This window comes from Streptomyces spongiicola, assembly GCF_003122365.1.
GTDB classification, from domain to species: Bacteria; Actinomycetota; Actinomycetes; order Streptomycetales; family Streptomycetaceae; genus Streptomyces; species Streptomyces spongiicola.
Genome location: NZ_CP029254.1, coordinates 6,488,910 through 6,505,165 on the forward strand (window position 1 = coordinate 6,488,910; position 16,256 = coordinate 6,505,165).

The window sequence follows — 16,256 nt, forward strand, 5'->3', positions numbered from 1 at the left end:
CGTGCGGGCGGGCCGGGACCGCCGCTCCCGGCAGGGAGCGGCCGATGCCGGCGGTACGGGGGTCAGTGGCGGACATGCCCGCCCGTGACGCCGTCGCCGCCCGTGGCGGGGTCGCTGCCCAGGCCGTCGGTGTCGATTCGGCTCCCGCTGCGCTCGATCTCCTCGATGTTGTGGTCGCGGGTGCCCTGCATCAGCCTGACCTGGCTGACGGTGGCGTCCGTGATGGCCACGAGCGCGTCGCGGATGGCCAGCATGGTGTCCTTGGCGGCCTGTCGCTCCTTCTGCTCCTGCGGCCCGGCGCTCGCCGCGAACTCACCCTGGGTTCCGGGCCAGCGGACGGTGGGGGCCAGCTCGTCGACGAACTCCTCGGTGATGGCCTTGGCCATGGCGCCGATCTCCTCCAGCTGTCCCGCCAGGGACTCGATCCGCTGCGGATCGGCGTAGTAGCGCTCCGACACCGTCAGTCCTCCCCGTCCTCGCCGAGTGCGTCGCGCCAGGTGCCGGCGGTCCGGTCGGGGCGGGCCGGTTCGTCGTCGCCCTCGAGTACCCCGGGGCCGAAGATGCGCTCCCAGTCCAGCTCGAAGCCCTTGAGCTCCGGCACGTCGCTGCTCGGCTCGGTGAACGGGGCCATCGCCTTCATCACATGGCGATTCATCTTCAGGCGAGCCGCGTTCGCCGCCTCCAGGACACTGGCGGCGAGCTCCTGGGGGGACATGGCGCGGTACTTGTCCTCCAGGAAATCGATCCCCGTCAGCTCCCCCTGCGGGCCCACCGTGGCCCGGACCGCGCGGTCCGACGACAGTACGGCGAACGACGCCTGCCGCAGCTCCCGTTCGGTGCGTGCGACCGCCTCCTGGGCAGCCTGGAGTTCGGCCATCGCCCGCTCCAGGCGCTTTTCCAGAGGTTCCGTCACGCCCGTTCCGTCCTTCCGTGTTGCTCTCTCATGACGTGCGGCCACGATCCGCGCGTCCGATCCCCGCGGGGGCCTCGTCGGTGTCCGGCACGTCCCGAAACGGTAGGCGTCCGGCGGTAGTTGTAGAGCCGGACGACTTTCGGTGTCCGGCACGATCATGCCTCATCGCTGCGGTGGTCACCGACCGATCACGGCGGGAGTTCCGCCCTCTTCGGTGCCCCAGACGTCGGCGTCCTCCTCCAGATAGCCGGCGGAGCCGGTGGAGCGGGTGGTGCTGCCGCCCGGCTCCGTGTCCTCCTGGCGGGAGCCGCCGCTGGCGGTCGAAACCCGCGTTGCCGGGGCCAGGAAGGTGTCCTCGTCTGCTTTGCCGTTCCAGGGGCCGCGTCGCCGGCGGTTGCGGCGCTCGCTCTCCTCAAGCGAGTCCATCAGCACGGCGCGCACCCGTTCGCCGTTGCCCTTCTCACCGCCCTGGCCCATGCCTCCCATGGGCATTCCTCCCATCGGCATGCCCCCCATGGGCATACCCGACGTGCCGGTGCCGGTGCCGGTGCCGGTGCCGGTGGCGAGTGGGTCGACCATGGGCTGGGAGACGCCCGACAGCGGGGAGGCCTCGGTCGCATCGACGGTGTGGGAAGGAAGGGGCCCCACCCCGGACGGCAGAAGGGCTCCGGTCTCCGTGGGACTCATGCCTGTGCCGGGCCCCGGCACGGACAGCGGCACGTCCCCCACGGAGGAGGCGGCCCCGCCCATTGAACCCAGTTCCCGGGAGAGGAACGAACTGTCGCTCCAGCGGTCGCCGGTGGTCAGGTCTGGGATGAGGTCGGTGAGGGTGCCGAGGTTGGTTGTGGTGGTGGTTCCGTCGGGTTGGGTGGTGGTGGTCTGGCCGGTGGTGGGGTCGATGGTCTGGGTGGTTCCGTCGGGGTAGGTGGTGGTGAGGAGGCCGTTGTCGAGGGTGGTGGTGGAGCCGTCGGGGTTGGTGATGGTTGCGCCGTGGGTGAGGTCGGTGGTCTGGGTGGTTCCGTCGGGTTGGGTGGTGGTGAGGAGGCCGGTGTCCGGGTCGAAGGCGGTGTGGCTGCCGTCGGGGTAGGTGGTGGTGAAGTCGCCGTCGTCGACCGAGATGTGGCCGCCGGTGGGGGTGTTGAGGATGCCCGGGTCTCCGATGAGGTCGGTGAGGTTTCCGAGGTTGGCTGTGGTGGTGGTTCCGTCGGGTTGGGTGGTGGTGGTCTGGCCGGTGGTGGGGTCGATGGTCTGGGTGGTTCCGTCGGGGTAGGTGGTGGTGAGGAGGCCGTTGTCGAGGGTGGTGGTGGAGCCGTCGGGGTTGGTGATGGTTGCGCCGTGGGTGAGGTCGGTGGTCTGGGTGGTTCCGTCGGGTTGGGTGGTGGTGAGGAGGCCGGTGTCGGGGTCGAAGGCGGTGTGGCTGCCGTCGGGGTAGGTGGTGGTGAAGTCGCCGTCGTCGACCGAGATGTGGCCGCCGGTGGGGGTGTTCAGGCTGCCCGGGTCTCCGATGAGGTCGGTGAGGGTGCCGAGGTTGGTTGTGGTGGTGGTTCCGTCGGGTTGGGTGGTGGTGGTCTGGCCGGTGGTGGGGTCGATGGTCTGGGTGGTTCCGTCGGGGTAGGTGGTGGTGAGGAGGCCGTTGTCGAGGGTGGTGGTGGAGCCGTCGGGGTTGGTGATGGTTGCGCCGTGGGTGAGGTCGGTGGTCTGGGTGGTTCCGTCGGGTTGGGTGGTGGTGAGGAGGCCGGTGTCCGGGTCGAAGGCGGTGTGGCTGCCGTCCGGGAAGTCGACGGCGACCGTTCCGCCGTCCAGCCGGGTCGTACCCCCGGTCGGGTTTCGGACGGACCCGCCCGTCCCGGTACTGAGCATGCCCGGGCCGCCGAGGGCCTGGGGGAGCGGGGACAGGATGTCCGCGGACAGTTGCTCACCGCCGCTGTCGGGAGATGCGCCGTTCAGGTCGCCGAGGTCGCCGAGGTCGCCGAGCCCGCCGGGGGACTCGGTGACGACGTCGCCGGGGTTCGGTATCCCGTCGAGGCCGTCGAGAAGCTGCTCGCCGACCGCGTTCGGATCGCCGAGGCTGCCGAGGTTCTCCTCCACCGCCGCGCGGTCTTCCTCGAGTTGCTGTTCCTGCTGCCGGCGCAGCTCCTCCTGGTACGCACGGTCTTCCTGGAGCTGCTGCTCCTGTTCCTGGCGCAGCTCCTCCTGGTACGCCTGGTCTTCCTCACGTTGCTGCTCCTGTTCCTGGCGCAGCTCGTCCTGGTACCGGAGCTGTTCTTGGCGCTGCTCTTCCTGTTCCTGGCGGAGTTGATCCTGGTACTCACGCTGCTCCTGCTGCTGGCGCTCGTACTCCTCCTGCTGCTCCTCGAGCTGCTTCGCCTGGTACTCCTCCCCGACCCCGGTGGTGGATTTCGGCTGGGGCAGGTTGCCGGTGAAGTCCGGGCCCAGGTCGATGAAGCGGTTGTTCAGCTGCGCCTGGATCCGGGCGGCGGGCTTGCCCAGCCACTCGTCGACTCCCTGGGTCCAGATGCTGACGGCCTTGTCGCCGACCTTCGCCCAGTTCGCCCAGTCGGCGAGATCGCCGTACTCGGGGTGCACCTGGGAGAAGCCGGGCTGCGGCCTGGCGCCGATCCTGCTGTAACGGGGTACGTCGTAGTCTCTCTCCCCGTAGATGTCCGTCTTGGTGATGTTGTTCTCGTAGACCCACCGGCCGAGTTCGTCCAGTACGTAGCGCAGAACCTGGTGCGGGTCGTAGAACGGGGATTTCGCCCACGTGAACCAGGCGTCCAGTAGATCGTCGGCCGTGCCCTCCAGATACCGGCGGGCCAGGGACAGGGCCCGCGAGTACACCGTGCGTCCGGTACCGATGTCGTCGCCCGACCCGGGTGTGGAGTCGAAGGACTCGTTGTAGTTGTCGTAGTTCTCCCTGATCTTCCGCAGCAGGCTGCGGAAGATCTCCGCGGACTCGCCCTGCCAGCTCGCGTCGTCCCGTCCGAAGCGTTCCTCCCAGTCCGTGAGCACCTTCGCGGTGTCCCTGAAGAACTTGGCGGCGAAGTCGAAGGAGTCCGACGTGGTGTCGAAGGAGTCCAGGTTCACGGCGTCGGCGTCGGGCACGCCGAGGTTGCTGAAGCCGACTCCCTGCGTGCTGCCGTTGCGCAGGGCGATGAGCGCCGTCCGCGGCCCGTTCATATACCGGCTGAGCGGGATGGTGCTGAACTGGTCGCCGTGCGCGTCCTTGAACTCGTTGCCCTCGCGTACCTGCGCGCTCTCGACGTTGTCGGAGCCCGGGTCCGCGAAGAGGATGTCGCCGTTCTCCGTCTTGACACGGCCCTCGAAAACGATCCGCGCCTGCATGATCTTGAACGGCTCGCCGCTGTCCAGGAACCAGATGTCGTAGTCCTGGCCGGCGTCCCTCAGGAAGCCGGAGGGGTCTTCGACCAGATCCCTCAGCCCGCGTTCCTTGATGTCGCCCCGGAACAGCCTGCCGCCGTTGTCCGAGCGGAGGGTGTCGAAGACGGTGCTGCGGTCAGGGACCGGATACCCGGTGAGGTGGGTGACCAGACCGCCCCAGACGTCGGTCGAGGCGCCGCCTGCGCCGTCGTATCTGCCGACGTGGTCCGCGGAGTTGGGATCGTACCGATCGACCACCGGGGCGCCCTTTCTGGTCGTCTGTCTGCGGTGCCGGCGACCGTCATCCGATGCGGTGTCCGGCGGGTGTGTCCACGGTTGTCCGGGCCTCGGCCTGGGCCCGGGTCCGGAGACCGGCCCGCGCCCTGCGGCTCCCGCGGCTCAGGTTCGGGGGGTGTCGTCCGGTGCGCCGGTGAGGAGCGCGTCGACGTCCTCCAGCGTCTGGAGCAGCGTTTGCGCGTCGATCGCGTCCAGGTTGTTCTCCTTGGTCTCGGCGGCCTTCTCGATGGTCTCGGTGAGCGCCGCCATCAGCTCCTTGAAGAGGTCCACCTGGTCGCCCAGCAGCTTGTCGAGGGCTTCGGCCGCGGTGCGGACGTCCTCGATCAGCTTGGGGCCCGAGACGAGGTCCTCGATGACCATCCTGCCGATGTGCAGGATCTGCTGCTTCTGGTCCAGGTTCTCCGCGGTGATGTGGCCGTCCAGCAGATGGCCGAGTGGACGGATGCCCTCGACGCCCTCCGTGTGGTGCTTCTTCGCGGCGGCGTGCACCGGTTGCACCTCGCCGTCCCGGAAGCGCTCCATCTGCTTGAGGTCGAAATGCCTGACGTCGGCCTCTCCCTGGGCCATGGGACGTCCTCCTGCGGTCTGCTGCTCGGACAGGGGTACTTCGGGTGGGTCCCGGCACGGCGCCCCCGCGACCGTACGCGGCCGCCGCGGTGAGCCGGGCCGGTGTGTCCGGCGGGGCGCGGTCCGGCGCGGGGGACCGGCCGGTGACGCCGGACCGGGGCGCCGGGTGGTGTGCTCCGGTCAGGGCCAGTGCCGCGGCAGCCGGGTCGCGCCGCGGCGGAGCGGACGCCACCCGCCATGCGCTAACGCGGCCGCACACTGCCCCAGTTGTCGGCGCTCATGTGCTCGTCCCGGGCGTGGTTGTCGTGGATGCTCTGGACCAGCCGGCTGTTGTCGCCGAGGAGCGCGGCCATGGTCCTGGTGGCCTGGTTCCACTCGGCCTGCACCTGGCGGTACATCTCCTGGTCCGCGCCCTCCCAGGAGGCGATGAGCGGCTTCAGCTGGTCCTCGAGGCTGTTGAGCGTGGCGATGATCGTCTGGGTCTGGTCCTTCAACTCCTCGATGGCGTGGCGGACCTTGGCGTACTGGACATCGATGATGCCGTCGGCCATGGCATCTCCTCTCGGGAAGCCGGGCGTCCGGCCCGGCGGTCTGACACGGCCGCGGCCTCTGGAGGGGAGACCGGAGCCGTGGTGGTCAGCGCAGTGCTTCGAAGACGCCCTGGCTGGTCTTGCCGGTGAGGACCTCGGTGAGGTCCTGGTTCTCCTTGGCCAGGCGGTCGGCGGAGGTCATGTTGTCCTGGAGCGCGTCGACCATCTTGGAGATCTGGACGACGACCCGCTGCGCCTCGTTGTCCCAGCTGCGGAAGAGCCTCTGCAGGGCCTGGCCCTCGTCGCCGCCGACGCCCGAACGTGCGGCGGTCTCGGCGACGTTGTTCCGGGTCTTCTCGACCTGGCCCCGGGCCGTCTCCAGGGAGGAGACGCCCTCCAGGCCCTTGGCGTAGTCCGCTTTTCTCGAGCCAGTGTTCGCCATGTCGCATTCCCTTCGTTGCGGCGAGTCTTCTCGCGCCGCTGAGGCTAATGAGCTTCCTCGGTCAGGCGCAACGCCGTCAGGCACATTCACGGCATCACTGAGTATGCGTCAACCTGCTTGCGAAACAGGTTAGTTCGCCTTGCGTACGGGCCGTGCACCGGCGGTCTGCACAGTGTCACGGCGCTGGTGGCGCAGGGGTGCGCAGGGTCGCGGAAGCGAAATCCAGGTGGCCTTCATTCCGGCAATGCGGGCGAACCGTCCGGCTTTTCCGGTGACCCCGGGCGCTGCTATTTGAGCTTCCTCTGAGCTTTTGCTCGTGTCGTGCCGGGATGTTGCGGCCTTCTCCTTGCGGAACGGTGCCGAATTCGGCCTGAAGTCTCCCCCGGGTGGAAACCCCCGGTGCAGGGGGTGCGGCGTCGCCCGCGGCCCGGACCTTCGCCCGCGGCCCGGACCTTCGCCCGCGGCCCGGACCTTCGCCCGCGGCCCGGACCTTCGGGCGGGGTCAGTCCTGCGCGGTGTTGCGCGCCGCGCCCGACGCCCCCGACGCTCCCGACCCGGCCGTCCCGCCCACGGTCCCGCTCTTCTCCGGCGGCCCGGCGGCCCGGCAGTCGGGAGCGGTGACCCTGGGCTCAGCGGCGCCGGTCGCTGCGGCCCGGTCCAGGTCCGCGCCGGTCGGGAGGGCGGCCAGCAGCGGAGCCGGGACGGAGGCGATGTCCCCGGCTCCGTAGCCGAGGGCCTCCAGCGATTCCTTGGCGGAGACCCGGTACTTCACGCCGTTCTCCGCCACCAGGTAGGTGGTCGCGGCGTGCGCGGAGCCGCTCGCGTGCAGGGCGCGGACCAGGGCTCCGCGGCCGGGCCGCACCACCGTGGCGTCCACCGGCGCGCAGGCCGGCTCCATCGGCCCCGGGGTGCCCTCCGGCACCGCGAGCGGGGCGAGCCCGGTCAGCGGGGCCAGCACCGTGCCGATCGTCGCGCCGCCGTCGTCGCCGTCCACCTGCGCGCAGAGCGCGGTGCCGCGCGGCACGGACTGCGGTACCGGCGGTTCGTCCGGCAGTTCGGGGGACTTGGCGGCGCCAGTGTCCGCCACCCCGTGCTCGCGCAGCGCGTCCGCGCCGACCGCGCGGACCTCGGGTGACCGGCCCCGGTAGGCGTGCTTCTGGGTGGCGGGGTCGCCCAGCACCAGGGCTGCGCCGAGCCGGGTCAGCGGCACCAGGCCGTCCTCGCGCAGCAGGTGGTACGTGCTGTCGCCGCCGGGCACACGTACCTCGAACAGCTGGCCGATCCGGCTGGCTTGGCCGCCGAGCGCGGGGCCCCGCCCACCTCGCCCCGGGACCGGGGGAGGCTCCAGGGCGGGGCCGGGTGCCAGCGCGTCGAGGAAGGCCGCGGAGACCGCTATCGGCTGCCGGGAGCCGTAGCCCAGGGCGTTGCGGGCGTCGGAGTCCTCGTCCAGCGGCAGCCTGCTGCCCCGCCACACCAGGTACTCGGCACCGTTCGGGCCGCGCACCAGCACGGCCCGGTCGCCGCCGACGCCCCGGGACTCCAGTGGCGCCCCGGCCACCAGGGTGGTGGTTCCCGGCTCGTCCACTCCGGTGCCGGCCGCGGGGCCCGAGGTGTCGGGCAGCGCGCCCTCGGGGCCCGTGACGCACATGTGCCACGCCCCGCCGTCGAGTCGGCCCGGTTCGGGCAGGGCGTCCGGGGCGCCGGGGACGCCGATCGCGGAGCCCACCGGGACGTCCCGCAGCGAGGCGGTGCGGACGTCCTCGGTGGCCAGGTCGGAGCCGCCGACCAGCCGCGCCGAGACGTAGTTGCGCACCGGGTGGAGTACGCCGTCGGTGCCGGTCCACAGGTACCGGGCGCCGGTGTCGCGGTTGACCACCAGATGCTTCCCGTCCCGCCAGCCGTCGTTCCCGCCGGGGTTCAGCAGGCCGTAGACGGTGGCGCCCGCGCCGATCAGCAGGGTGGCCAGCACGCCGAAGACCGTGCCTCGGGTGGTGCGCCCGAGCGGGCTCTCCGGGGCGTCCGGGTCGGCCGTCAGCAGGCCCGAACTGAGCCTGCCCATCATGAATCCGTGGGCGTGCACCTGGTCGCGCTTGGACTGCACGGCCTCTCCTCACGTGGTACTCGAATTCTGGGTGTACGTGGCGTACGGGGTGTGCGGGGCGTACGTGGTGTGCGCGGTGTCTGTGGCGTGCGGTGCGGGGCGTACGGGGTGTCTGTGGCGTGCGGTGCGGGGCGTACAAGGCGTACGGCGTGCGGCTTGGGTGCTCAGCCGAAGAGGCCGCGCAGCCAGCCGAAGAGACCCGCCACCCACAGGGCGAGCGGCAGCAGCGCCACGGCGAAGCCGGTGTGCGCCAACTCCGCCGCACGGCCCCAGTACGGCAGCAGCCGCCGGCCGGGTACCGTCCAGGCGGCGATCACCAGCCCGGCCGCGGCGGCGAGCAGCACCGCGAACACCGCCACCCGCCCCTCTCCGTGGCCGTGCGCGGCCCAGGCGCGGGAGAGCAGCAGCAGCCCCCAGACGCCGGGTACGGCCAGCGACATCCGCTGCCCGATGTGCACCAGGCCGCGGCTGTGCAGGAGCAGCAGCAGACTCAGAGCGAGGGCGGTCAGCACCTCGGGAAGGTCCGGGTCCGCTGTGAGGACGACCAGGGCGGCCGCACCGACGGTGCCGGTGGCGGAGAACAGCGCGGTCACCCAGCGCCCCGCCAGCTCGGTGCGCTCGGCGACCTCCTCGCCCGCGTACGGCTCGATCCCCTCCTGGAGCTGGCCCGCCGAGGACGGCAGCGGAGGCATCCGCATCCCGGCCAGTTTGAAGGCGAGCGGTGCGACCGTGCCGGCGGTGAGCACGATCACCGTCGCCACCAGCGCGGACGCCGCCGGTGCGGCCAGGCCGCAGTAGCCGATCAGGGCCCCGGTGACCGCAGCCGCCGCCGAGACCACCGCGGTGGCCAGCAGGGCCGGGCCGCCGACCGCCGTGGCGGCCAGCGCGAGGACCGCGCCACCCGCCCCGGCCGCGCCCGCCGCGACCAGTCGGGCGCCCACCACCCGCGCCGCGTCCGGGCCGAGCGGGTCACCGCCCGGCAGCAGCCAGCCGGCCAGTGCCAGGCAGGGCGCCACCAGCAGACCGAGCGCCGTCGCGGAGAGGCGCTCGCCGACCGCCCTGCTGGCCGAGCCCGCGCCCGCCAGCAGCAGCAGCCCGGCCAGGGCCGCGCAGCCGGCCCGGAAGGAGCCGGAACCAGCCGCCCAGGGTCCGGCCACCAGCGCGACGGCGGTCACCGCGGCCGCGGCCGCGGTGCCCACCAGGAGCCCGCGGGATGCCCCGGGGCTCCAGGTACGCAGCCGGTTGCCCGCGGTTTCGGCTATCCCGTCCACCAGGTCGTCGAGCCGTGCCTCGGGCAGAGCCTCGGTGTGCGGCCGCAGATAGAGCACGGCGCCGTCGAAGAGCCCGGCACCGGTGAGGGTGGCCTCCTCGTCGAGCGGCGGGTCGCCCAGCCGTTGCAGCACCCAGCCGGCATGGTCGAGTCCGGACTCCTCGGCCTCCTCGCCGACGTAGCGCAGCAGCGTGGGCAGGAGATCGGCGACCGGTACGTCGGCGGGGACGGCCAGGTCGACCGACATGTTCGGCGCACGTACGGTCAGGCGGCACAGACCGGCCACCGCGCTGTCGGTCATCGGGTTCTCCTTCGTGGATGCCCTCGGCTTCAGCCGGGGGAGGGGAACGAAGCTGCTGCGGAGCAGGGCGGGGAAAGCCGGTTCGCCGCCGGGGTGGACCGGCGTCCACCTCCAACTGCTGTCAGTGCGTCACCAGCTGAACTCTCGTCTTCCGTGGGGACTTCGGCAGGTCGCAGGGCTTGCGGGGGCTTGTGGGGGCTCGTGGGTTCTTGTGAAGGCTGGTGAAGGCTTGGCGGGACCGCGGCGGGACCGCGGCGGGACTGCGGCGGGACTGCGGCGGGACCGCGCAGGTCCCCGGCAGGGTCTCGGCATGACTGGGGGCTGGGAGGGGCTCGGGGGGCTCGGGGGTTTTGGCGGAAGGGCGTCCCGGAAGGGGCGGTGCGAAGACCACGGGGGTGGTGCCGCTCCGAGCGGGAGGTCCGCGGACATCCGCCCCAACCGTCAACCAGCGGGCCCACATGGACAGTTCGCGTTCCGTGAATGCAGACTACTGCCTGCCCCGATCGGTTCGCGCCGCGGACCGGGCCTCCCCGTCCGCTGTCGGATCAGAGCCGGGGGAGTTCACCGTCCCCGGAAACCCCCGGGACCATCCACCGGGTGTCCACCGCACCGTGCGGCACCCGGAAGCAGCCGGATGCCGTAGGGCACCCGGAGAGCGGCGCCCGGTGCGGTGCGGCACCCGGAGAGCGGCGCGGTGGGTCCTGCTCCCACCGTCTGCGTGGGGATCCGGTGCAAGCAGGGAAACCAGTGATTCCGGAGGTTCTGTTCCTTGAGCGTGGTGCTGTTTCGCCGACCGGCCCGCAGGCGCGGACCGGAGATGCCCGAAGGGCAGTTGACCCTCCAGGAGCCACCCGTCCTCGCCGAGACGGTGCCCGACACCTCGGCGATCTGGACCTATCTGCCGATGGCGCTGATGTCGGTGTCGATGATGCTGATGTTCCTGCGCCCCGGCGGTGGGAACGGCGTCTTCATGTACCTGGCGATGGGCGTCATGGCGCTCTCCGCCGCGGCCATGCTGTTCGGGCAGCTGATGCGCCGTGCCAGCGAGCGCAAGCAGCGTCTGAAGGGCGAACGCCGCGACTACCTGCGCTATCTGGCGCAGACCCGCAAGCGGGTGCGCGCCACCATCGCGGAGCAGCAGCGGGCGCTCGCCTGGCGCCACCCGGAGCCCGCCTCGCTCCGCGCACTGGCCCGCACCTCGCGGCTGTGGGAACGCCGCCCCGACGACGAGGACTTCGGCGAGATCCGCCTCGCGGTCGGCGAGCAGCAGCTCGCGCTCACCCTGAACCCGGTCTCCACCCGCCCGGTGGAGGACCTCGAACCGCTCTGCGCACACGCGCTGCGCCGCTTCGTCCGCGCCTACTCCACGATTCCCGACCAGCCGCTCGGTCTCTATCTGCGGTCCTCGGCCCGGATCCTGCTGCGCGCCGAGGAGGCCCCGGGGGAGGAGCCCGACGGGCCTCCCGGGTCCTCCGGGTCCTCCGGGTCGTCCGGTACCTCCTCCGGGTCCTCCGGGTCGTCCGGTTCCTCCTCCGGGTCGTCCGGGTCGTCCGGGCACCCGGGGCCCGGCGCCCCGTCGTCCGCACGGGGCGGCGGCGGGGGTGCCGACCCGGCCGGCGAACCCGGCGCCGACCCGGTCCGCGCCCTGGTGCGGGCCGCCCTCGGCCAGCTCGCGGTGTTCCACGCGCCCGAGGAACTCTGGCTCGCGCTCTGCGTGAGCGACGAGCGGCGGCCCGACTGGGAGTGGGCCAAGTGGCTGCCGCACACGCTGCATCCGTACGAGGAGGACGGCGCGGGCCGGGTCCGCCGGATCACCGCCGACCCGACCGAGCTGGACGACCTGCTCGGCGCGGAGTTCGCCGAGCGCCCCGGCTTCGACCCGGACGCCCGCCCCGGCCGCGACGAGCCGTACACCGTCGTGGTCCTGGACGGGGTCAACGTCCCCGAGGGCCACCGCTGGGAGGGGCACGGCTACCGCAACGCCGTGGTCCTCGACGTCTCCGGCGCGCTGCGCTGGCGCCCCGGCCGCAACACGCTGCGGCTGTCCGTGGGGGAGGACCGGGTGAGCCTGGTGCGTACCGACCGCAGCCGCAAGGAGCGCTCGGTGCCGCTCGGCCGACCGGACCGGCTCGGCAGGCTCGGCGCCGAGTCACTGGCCCGGCTGCTCACACCGCGCCGGATGGGCCTGGGCACCGACATCGCGCAGCCGCTGGACTCCGATGTCGAACTGACCGCCCTGCTCGGCATCCCCGACCTGCACCGCCACGAACCGGCCGCACTCTTCGCCCGGCACACCGGGGCAGCCCGGCTGCGGGTTCCGATCGCGGTCGGCGCCGACGGCCGCCCGGTGGAACTCGACATCAAGGAGTCCGCACAGGGAGGCATGGGCCCGCACGGCATGCTCATCGGCGCCACCGGCTCCGGCAAGAGCGAACTCCTGCGCACCCTCGTCCTCGGCCTCGCCCTCACCAACTCCTCCGAGACCCTCAACTTCGTCCTGGTCGACTTCAAGGGCGGCGCCACCTTCCTCGGTCTGGAGGAGCTTCCGCACACCTCCGCCGTCATCACCAACCTCGCCGACGAGGCCGCCCTGGTGGAACGCATGCAGGACGCCCTGCACGGCGAACTCATACGGCGCCAGGAACTGCTGCGCGCCCGCGGGAACTACACCTCGGCCCAGGAATACGAGCGGGCCCGCGCCGCCGGCGCGGAACTCACCCCGCTGCCGAGCCTGTTCGTGGTCGTCGACGAGTTCAGTGAACTGCTGTCCGCGCACCGGGAGTTCATGGAGCTATTCGTGATGATCGGCCGCCTGGGACGCTCCCTCGGGGTCCATCTGCTGCTCGCCTCCCAGCGCCTCGACGAGGGCCGTATGCACCAGCTGGAGAGCCATCTGTCGTACCGCATCGGCCTGCGCACCTTCTCCGCCATGGAGAGCCGGGGAGTCCTCGGCGTACCGGACGCCTACGAGCTCCCGGCGCAGCCCGGCAGCGGCTATCTGAAGTCCGGTGTGGAGTCGCTGACCCGGTTCCGCGCCGCGTACTCCTCGGGCGCCTACCGGCGCCGCACCGGCGCCGTGGTGCAGGCCCGGGTGGCCGGCCAGGTGGTGCCGTTCTCCAGCGGCTGGGTGGTGCCGCGCGCGCTCGACCCCTCACCGGAGCCGGAGTCGGAGGGCGAGGAGAACGGTGACGAGGAGACCCTGCTCGAGGTGGCCCTGGAACGGTTGCGGGACTCCGGTCCCGCCGCCCACCAGGTGTGGCTGCCGCCGCTGGAAGAACCGTCCCCGCTGGACGCACTGCTGCCCGGCACGGCCCCCGACCCCGAGCGCGGCCTCACCGCCGCCGGCTGGCCCGGGAACGGCAGACTGCGGGTCCCCGTCGGCCTGGTGGACAAGCCCTTCGAGCAGCGCCGCGACCCGCTCGTCGTGGACCTCTCAGGCGCGGGCGGCCACATCGCCGTCGCCGGCGGGTCGCAGAGCGGCAAGTCCACCCTGACCCGGACACTGATCGCCGCCCTCGCCCTCACCCACACCCCCGAGGAGGTCCAGTTCTACTGCCTGGACTTCGGCGGCGGCGGCCTCTCCCAGCTGGCCGGGCTTCCCCATGTCGGCGGCGTCGCCGCGCGCCTCAACCCGGAGCGGGTGCACCGGGCCGTCGCCGAGGTGATGGGGCTCCTCGCCCGCCGCGAGCAGTTCTTCGTGGACCACACCCTCGACTCCATGCAGTCCTACCGTCGGCGCAGGGCGGCCGGGGAGTTCCCCGACGAGCCCTTCGGCGACGTGTTCATGGTGGTCGACGGCTGGTCCACGGTCCGCCAGGACTACGACGAGCTGGTTCCGAAGTTCAACGAACTCGCCGCCCGCGGCCTCAACTACGGGATCCATCTGCTCGTCACCACCACCCGCTGGGTGGAACTGTCCGCCCAGGTCCGCGACCAGTCCGCCACCCGCCTGGAGCTGCGGATGGGCGACCCGATGGACTCCGAGATCGACACCCGCAAGGCCCGCTCGGTGCCGCGCAGCGGCGGCCGGGGCATCACCGCCGACAGCAGGATGCACTTCCTCGCCGGCCTGCCCCGCCTGGACGGCAGCGGCTCTCTCGACGACCTCGGCGACGGAGTCGCCCATCTGGTCGCCGAGATCTCCCGGCACTGGTCCGGCCCGGCCGCCCCGCAGGTCCGGATGCTCCCGCACCGGCTCCCGCTCGCCGAACTCCCCGCACCCGAGCCGACCGAGGGCGGGGGCATGCGCTTCCCACTCGGTATCGACCAGGAAGCCCTGGAACCGGTCTGGCACGACTTCAGCCGCACCCCGCACCTGATCGTGGTCGGCGACGCGGAGAGCGGCAAGACCAACCTGCTGCGCCGCGTCACCCGGGCCGTCACCGACCGCTACACCCCGAACGAGGCGAAGATCATCGCGGTGGACTACCGCCGCACCCTGGTGGACGCCATTCCGGAGGAGTACCGCATCGGGCACGTCATCTCCCTCGACAAGCTCGGGGAGACCGTCGACGGAGCGGCGCGGGCGATGAAGGGCCGCGTCCCGGGCGCGGAGATCGCCCCCGCCCGCATGCGCCGGTGCGACTGGTGGACCGGCCCCCGTCTGTTCGTCCTGGTCGACGACTACGACATGGTCTCCGGCGGTTCCTTCCAGAGCCCGTTCGAGCCGCTCTTCGAGCATCTGACCCTCGGCTTCGAGGTGGGCCTGCACCTCGTCGTCGCGCGCACCGCGCTGGGCGCCGGCCGCGCCCTCGGCGACGCACTGATCCGCCGGCTCGACGAGGCCAACAACCCCGCCGTACTCCTCTCCTGCCCGCCCACCGAGGGCCGCCTCTTCGGCGACACCAAGCCCCTCAGCCTGCCCCCGGGCCGGGCACTCCACATCGCCCGCCGCCGGGCGCGGCTGTTCCAGACGGCGCTGGTGGAGGAGAACCAGGAGCAGGGGAGCTGAGCGGGCCCGGGGTGGGTCCGGCGGGGCGGAGCGGGCGGGGTGGAGCGGGCGGCGGCCGTGTTCGGCGCGCTGGAGGTCGTCCGTGCCGGCGCCGTTCTCGGCACTTCGCCGTCAGCCCGTTCCCGTTCCCTCCGCCGCCGGACGCCATCGACGTGCGCGTGCCCGGGGGAGGGCGAAGGCGGCCCAGAGGACGACGAGGACGGCGGCGGAGCCCAGGAGGACCAGGCGGGTGGCCCGGTCGGCGGTCCGGTCGGCGGCAGAGGTGTCGCGGACGGTCACGGGTTCCGCCGCGCGCCCGGTCCCGCCGGCCGCGCCGGAGGCGCCGGCAACCGTGGTCAGGGCCGCGTACGGGTCGAGTTGGGGGATGTCGGCGGGGTAGGCGGTGGCGGTCAGCCGGCGGGCGACGGCGTCGGCGGGGTCGTCGGGATGGGCGGAGCGCACCACCGCGGCTGCCCCCGCGGCGAAGGCGGTGGCCGCCGCGGCACCGCCGCCCAGGTAGTGCCCCTCGCCGCGCGCGCCACCGGAGACGACGGCGGCCCCCGGGGCGGCCAGGTCGACATTCGTCGTGGGCAGGGAGCCCTCCGGGCGGGCGCCGCTCGGAACCATGCCGGCGACCGAGAGGACGCCGGGCTCGCCGGCCGGCCAGTAGAGGCGGGACGGGGTCTTCGCGGTGTCACCGGCGGGCGGCTCCGGGGTGGCCGCGGCGAGCACCACGGCGCCCGCGCGGCGGGCCTCGGCGACCGCACGCGTCAGCGCCCGGTCACGGCGCGGCAGGGCCACCGCGACGGCGATCACTCCGGCCCGCGCCCCAGCGGCCTCGCGCAGTGCCTGCGCGACCAGCTCGGCGCTGGCCCGCCCGCGCGAGTCGGTGCCGCGCAGGCCCAGGATCCGGGCGTCCGGCGCGACACCGACGAGGCGCCGGCCGTCCCCGCCGCTCCCGCCGTCCCCGGCGATCAGCCCCGCCAGGAAGGTGCCGTATCCGACGCAGTCGTCTCCGGCCGGGCCCGCGGCGGTGACACGGCCGCCGAGCCCCGCGGCGTCGGGGGAGACGCCGGTGCCGATCAGGGCGACGGTGACGCCCGCACCGGTGCTGTGCCGGTGCACCTGATCCAGATCGAGGCGCTGGCGCGACCAGTCCCGCTTCTCCGCCTTCTCGCCCGAGGCGGGTGTGCAGGCGGCCGCTCCGGCCTCCGCATCGAGTGCGGCGGGCATACCGGGAAGGTGCTGCTCCGTCCTCTCCGTCCTCCCCTCGGCGGCGCCGCGCAGGTGGGACGGCTGCGCCGCCAGGACGGGACCGCCTGCGGACAGCAGCAGCGCGGACGCGAGGAGACCGGTGCCGAGGACCCCGGGGCGGAGAGGGCCGGTGTGGAGAGGGCCGGTGCGGAGAAGGCCGGTGCGGAGAGGGCGGAGGACCCCGGCGCCGAGGAGACCGGTGCCAAGGACCCCGGTGCCGATGACCCCGGTGCGTAGGAGACCGGTGACCGGACGGCCGCTGCCGGTCGGCGG

Annotated in this window: 11 protein-coding genes; 2 read left to right on the forward strand and 9 right to left on the reverse strand. The window is 72.8% G+C overall.

Annotated elements, in window-relative coordinates; translation table 11 throughout:
• Positions 1-62: 62 nt before the first annotated feature.
• The 8 genes from DDQ41_RS28185 to eccD all read right to left on the reverse strand — a co-directional run bounded on the left by DDQ41_RS28185 (position 63) and on the right by eccD (position 9,799).
• Positions 63-458 carry a hypothetical protein gene (locus DDQ41_RS28185; RefSeq protein ID WP_109296989.1) on the reverse strand — a complete coding sequence of 132 codons (396 nt, stop codon included), beginning with the start codon at positions 456-458 and terminating at the stop codon, positions 63-65.
• A gap of 2 nt (positions 459-460) precedes the next feature.
• Positions 461-913 carry a YbaB/EbfC family nucleoid-associated protein gene (locus tag DDQ41_RS28190; RefSeq protein WP_109296990.1) on the reverse strand — a complete coding sequence of 151 codons (453 nt, stop codon included), beginning with the start codon at positions 911-913 and terminating at the stop codon, positions 461-463.
• Positions 914-1,090: 177 nt separating this feature from the next.
• Positions 1,091-4,549: an AAWKG family protein gene (locus DDQ41_RS28195; protein WP_109296991.1), complete on the reverse strand. Its 3,459-nt coding sequence runs from the start codon at positions 4,547-4,549 to the stop codon at positions 1,091-1,093.
• 141 nt (positions 4,550-4,690) lie between these two features.
• On the reverse strand, positions 4,691-5,155 hold the full coding sequence (locus DDQ41_RS28200) for a type VII secretion system-associated protein (protein ID WP_109296992.1): 465 nt from the start codon (positions 5,153-5,155) through the stop codon (positions 4,691-4,693).
• Positions 5,156-5,397: 242 nt separating this feature from the next.
• Complete coding sequence (locus tag DDQ41_RS28205; protein ID WP_109296993.1) at positions 5,398-5,706, reverse strand: WXG100 family type VII secretion target; 309 nt, start codon at positions 5,704-5,706, stop codon at positions 5,398-5,400.
• 85 nt (positions 5,707-5,791) lie between these two features.
• Positions 5,792-6,127, reverse strand: a complete 336-nt coding sequence (locus DDQ41_RS28210; RefSeq protein WP_109296994.1) for a hypothetical protein — start codon at positions 6,125-6,127, stop codon at positions 5,792-5,794.
• A 502-nt stretch (positions 6,128-6,629) separates the two neighbouring features.
• A complete protein-coding gene (eccB, locus tag DDQ41_RS28215) occupies positions 6,630-8,228 on the reverse strand; it encodes a type VII secretion protein EccB (protein ID WP_109296995.1) in 1,599 nt (532 codons plus the stop codon).
• Between the two features lie 164 nt (positions 8,229-8,392).
• The gene (eccD, locus tag DDQ41_RS28220; protein ID WP_109296996.1) at positions 8,393-9,799 is read right to left on the reverse strand and encodes a type VII secretion integral membrane protein EccD; all 1,407 of its coding nucleotides are present in this window, start codon (positions 9,797-9,799) and stop codon (positions 8,393-8,395) included.
• Between the two features lie 769 nt (positions 9,800-10,568).
• Between eccD and eccCa the strand changes: the two genes are divergently transcribed.
• Entirely contained in the window at positions 10,569-14,750 is a 4,182-nt protein-coding gene (gene eccCa / locus DDQ41_RS28235; protein WP_262508602.1) for a type VII secretion protein EccCa, read from the forward strand.
• 111 nt (positions 14,751-14,861) lie between these two features.
• On the opposite strand, the gene DDQ41_RS28240 is transcribed toward eccCa, so the two are convergent.
• The gene (locus DDQ41_RS28240) at positions 14,862-16,037 is read right to left on the reverse strand and encodes a S8 family serine peptidase (protein ID WP_245991383.1); all 1,176 of its coding nucleotides are present in this window, start codon (positions 16,035-16,037) and stop codon (positions 14,862-14,864) included.
• Here DDQ41_RS28240 and DDQ41_RS31495 point away from each other — a divergent pair.
• Positions 15,972-16,220, forward strand: coding sequence for a hypothetical protein (locus DDQ41_RS31495; RefSeq protein ID WP_116428093.1), 249 nt, complete (start codon positions 15,972-15,974; stop codon positions 16,218-16,220). The genes DDQ41_RS28240 and DDQ41_RS31495 overlap by 66 nt on opposite strands.
• The last annotated feature ends 36 nt before the right edge of the window (positions 16,221-16,256 follow it).

Coding starts and splice junctions, on each gene's coding strand:
- DDQ41_RS28200 (WP_109296992.1), bottom strand. CDS start 5,155: ATGGCCCAGGGAGAGGCCGACGTCAGGCATTTCGACCTCAAGCAGATG.
- DDQ41_RS28205 (WP_109296993.1), bottom strand. CDS start 5,706: ATGGCCGACGGCATCATCGATGTCCAGTACGCCAAGGTCCGCCACGCC.
- DDQ41_RS28210 (WP_109296994.1), bottom strand. CDS start 6,127: ATGGCGAACACTGGCTCGAGAAAAGCGGACTACGCCAAGGGCCTGGAG.
- eccD (WP_109296996.1), bottom strand. CDS start 9,799: ATGACCGACAGCGCGGTGGCCGGTCTGTGCCGCCTGACCGTACGTGCG.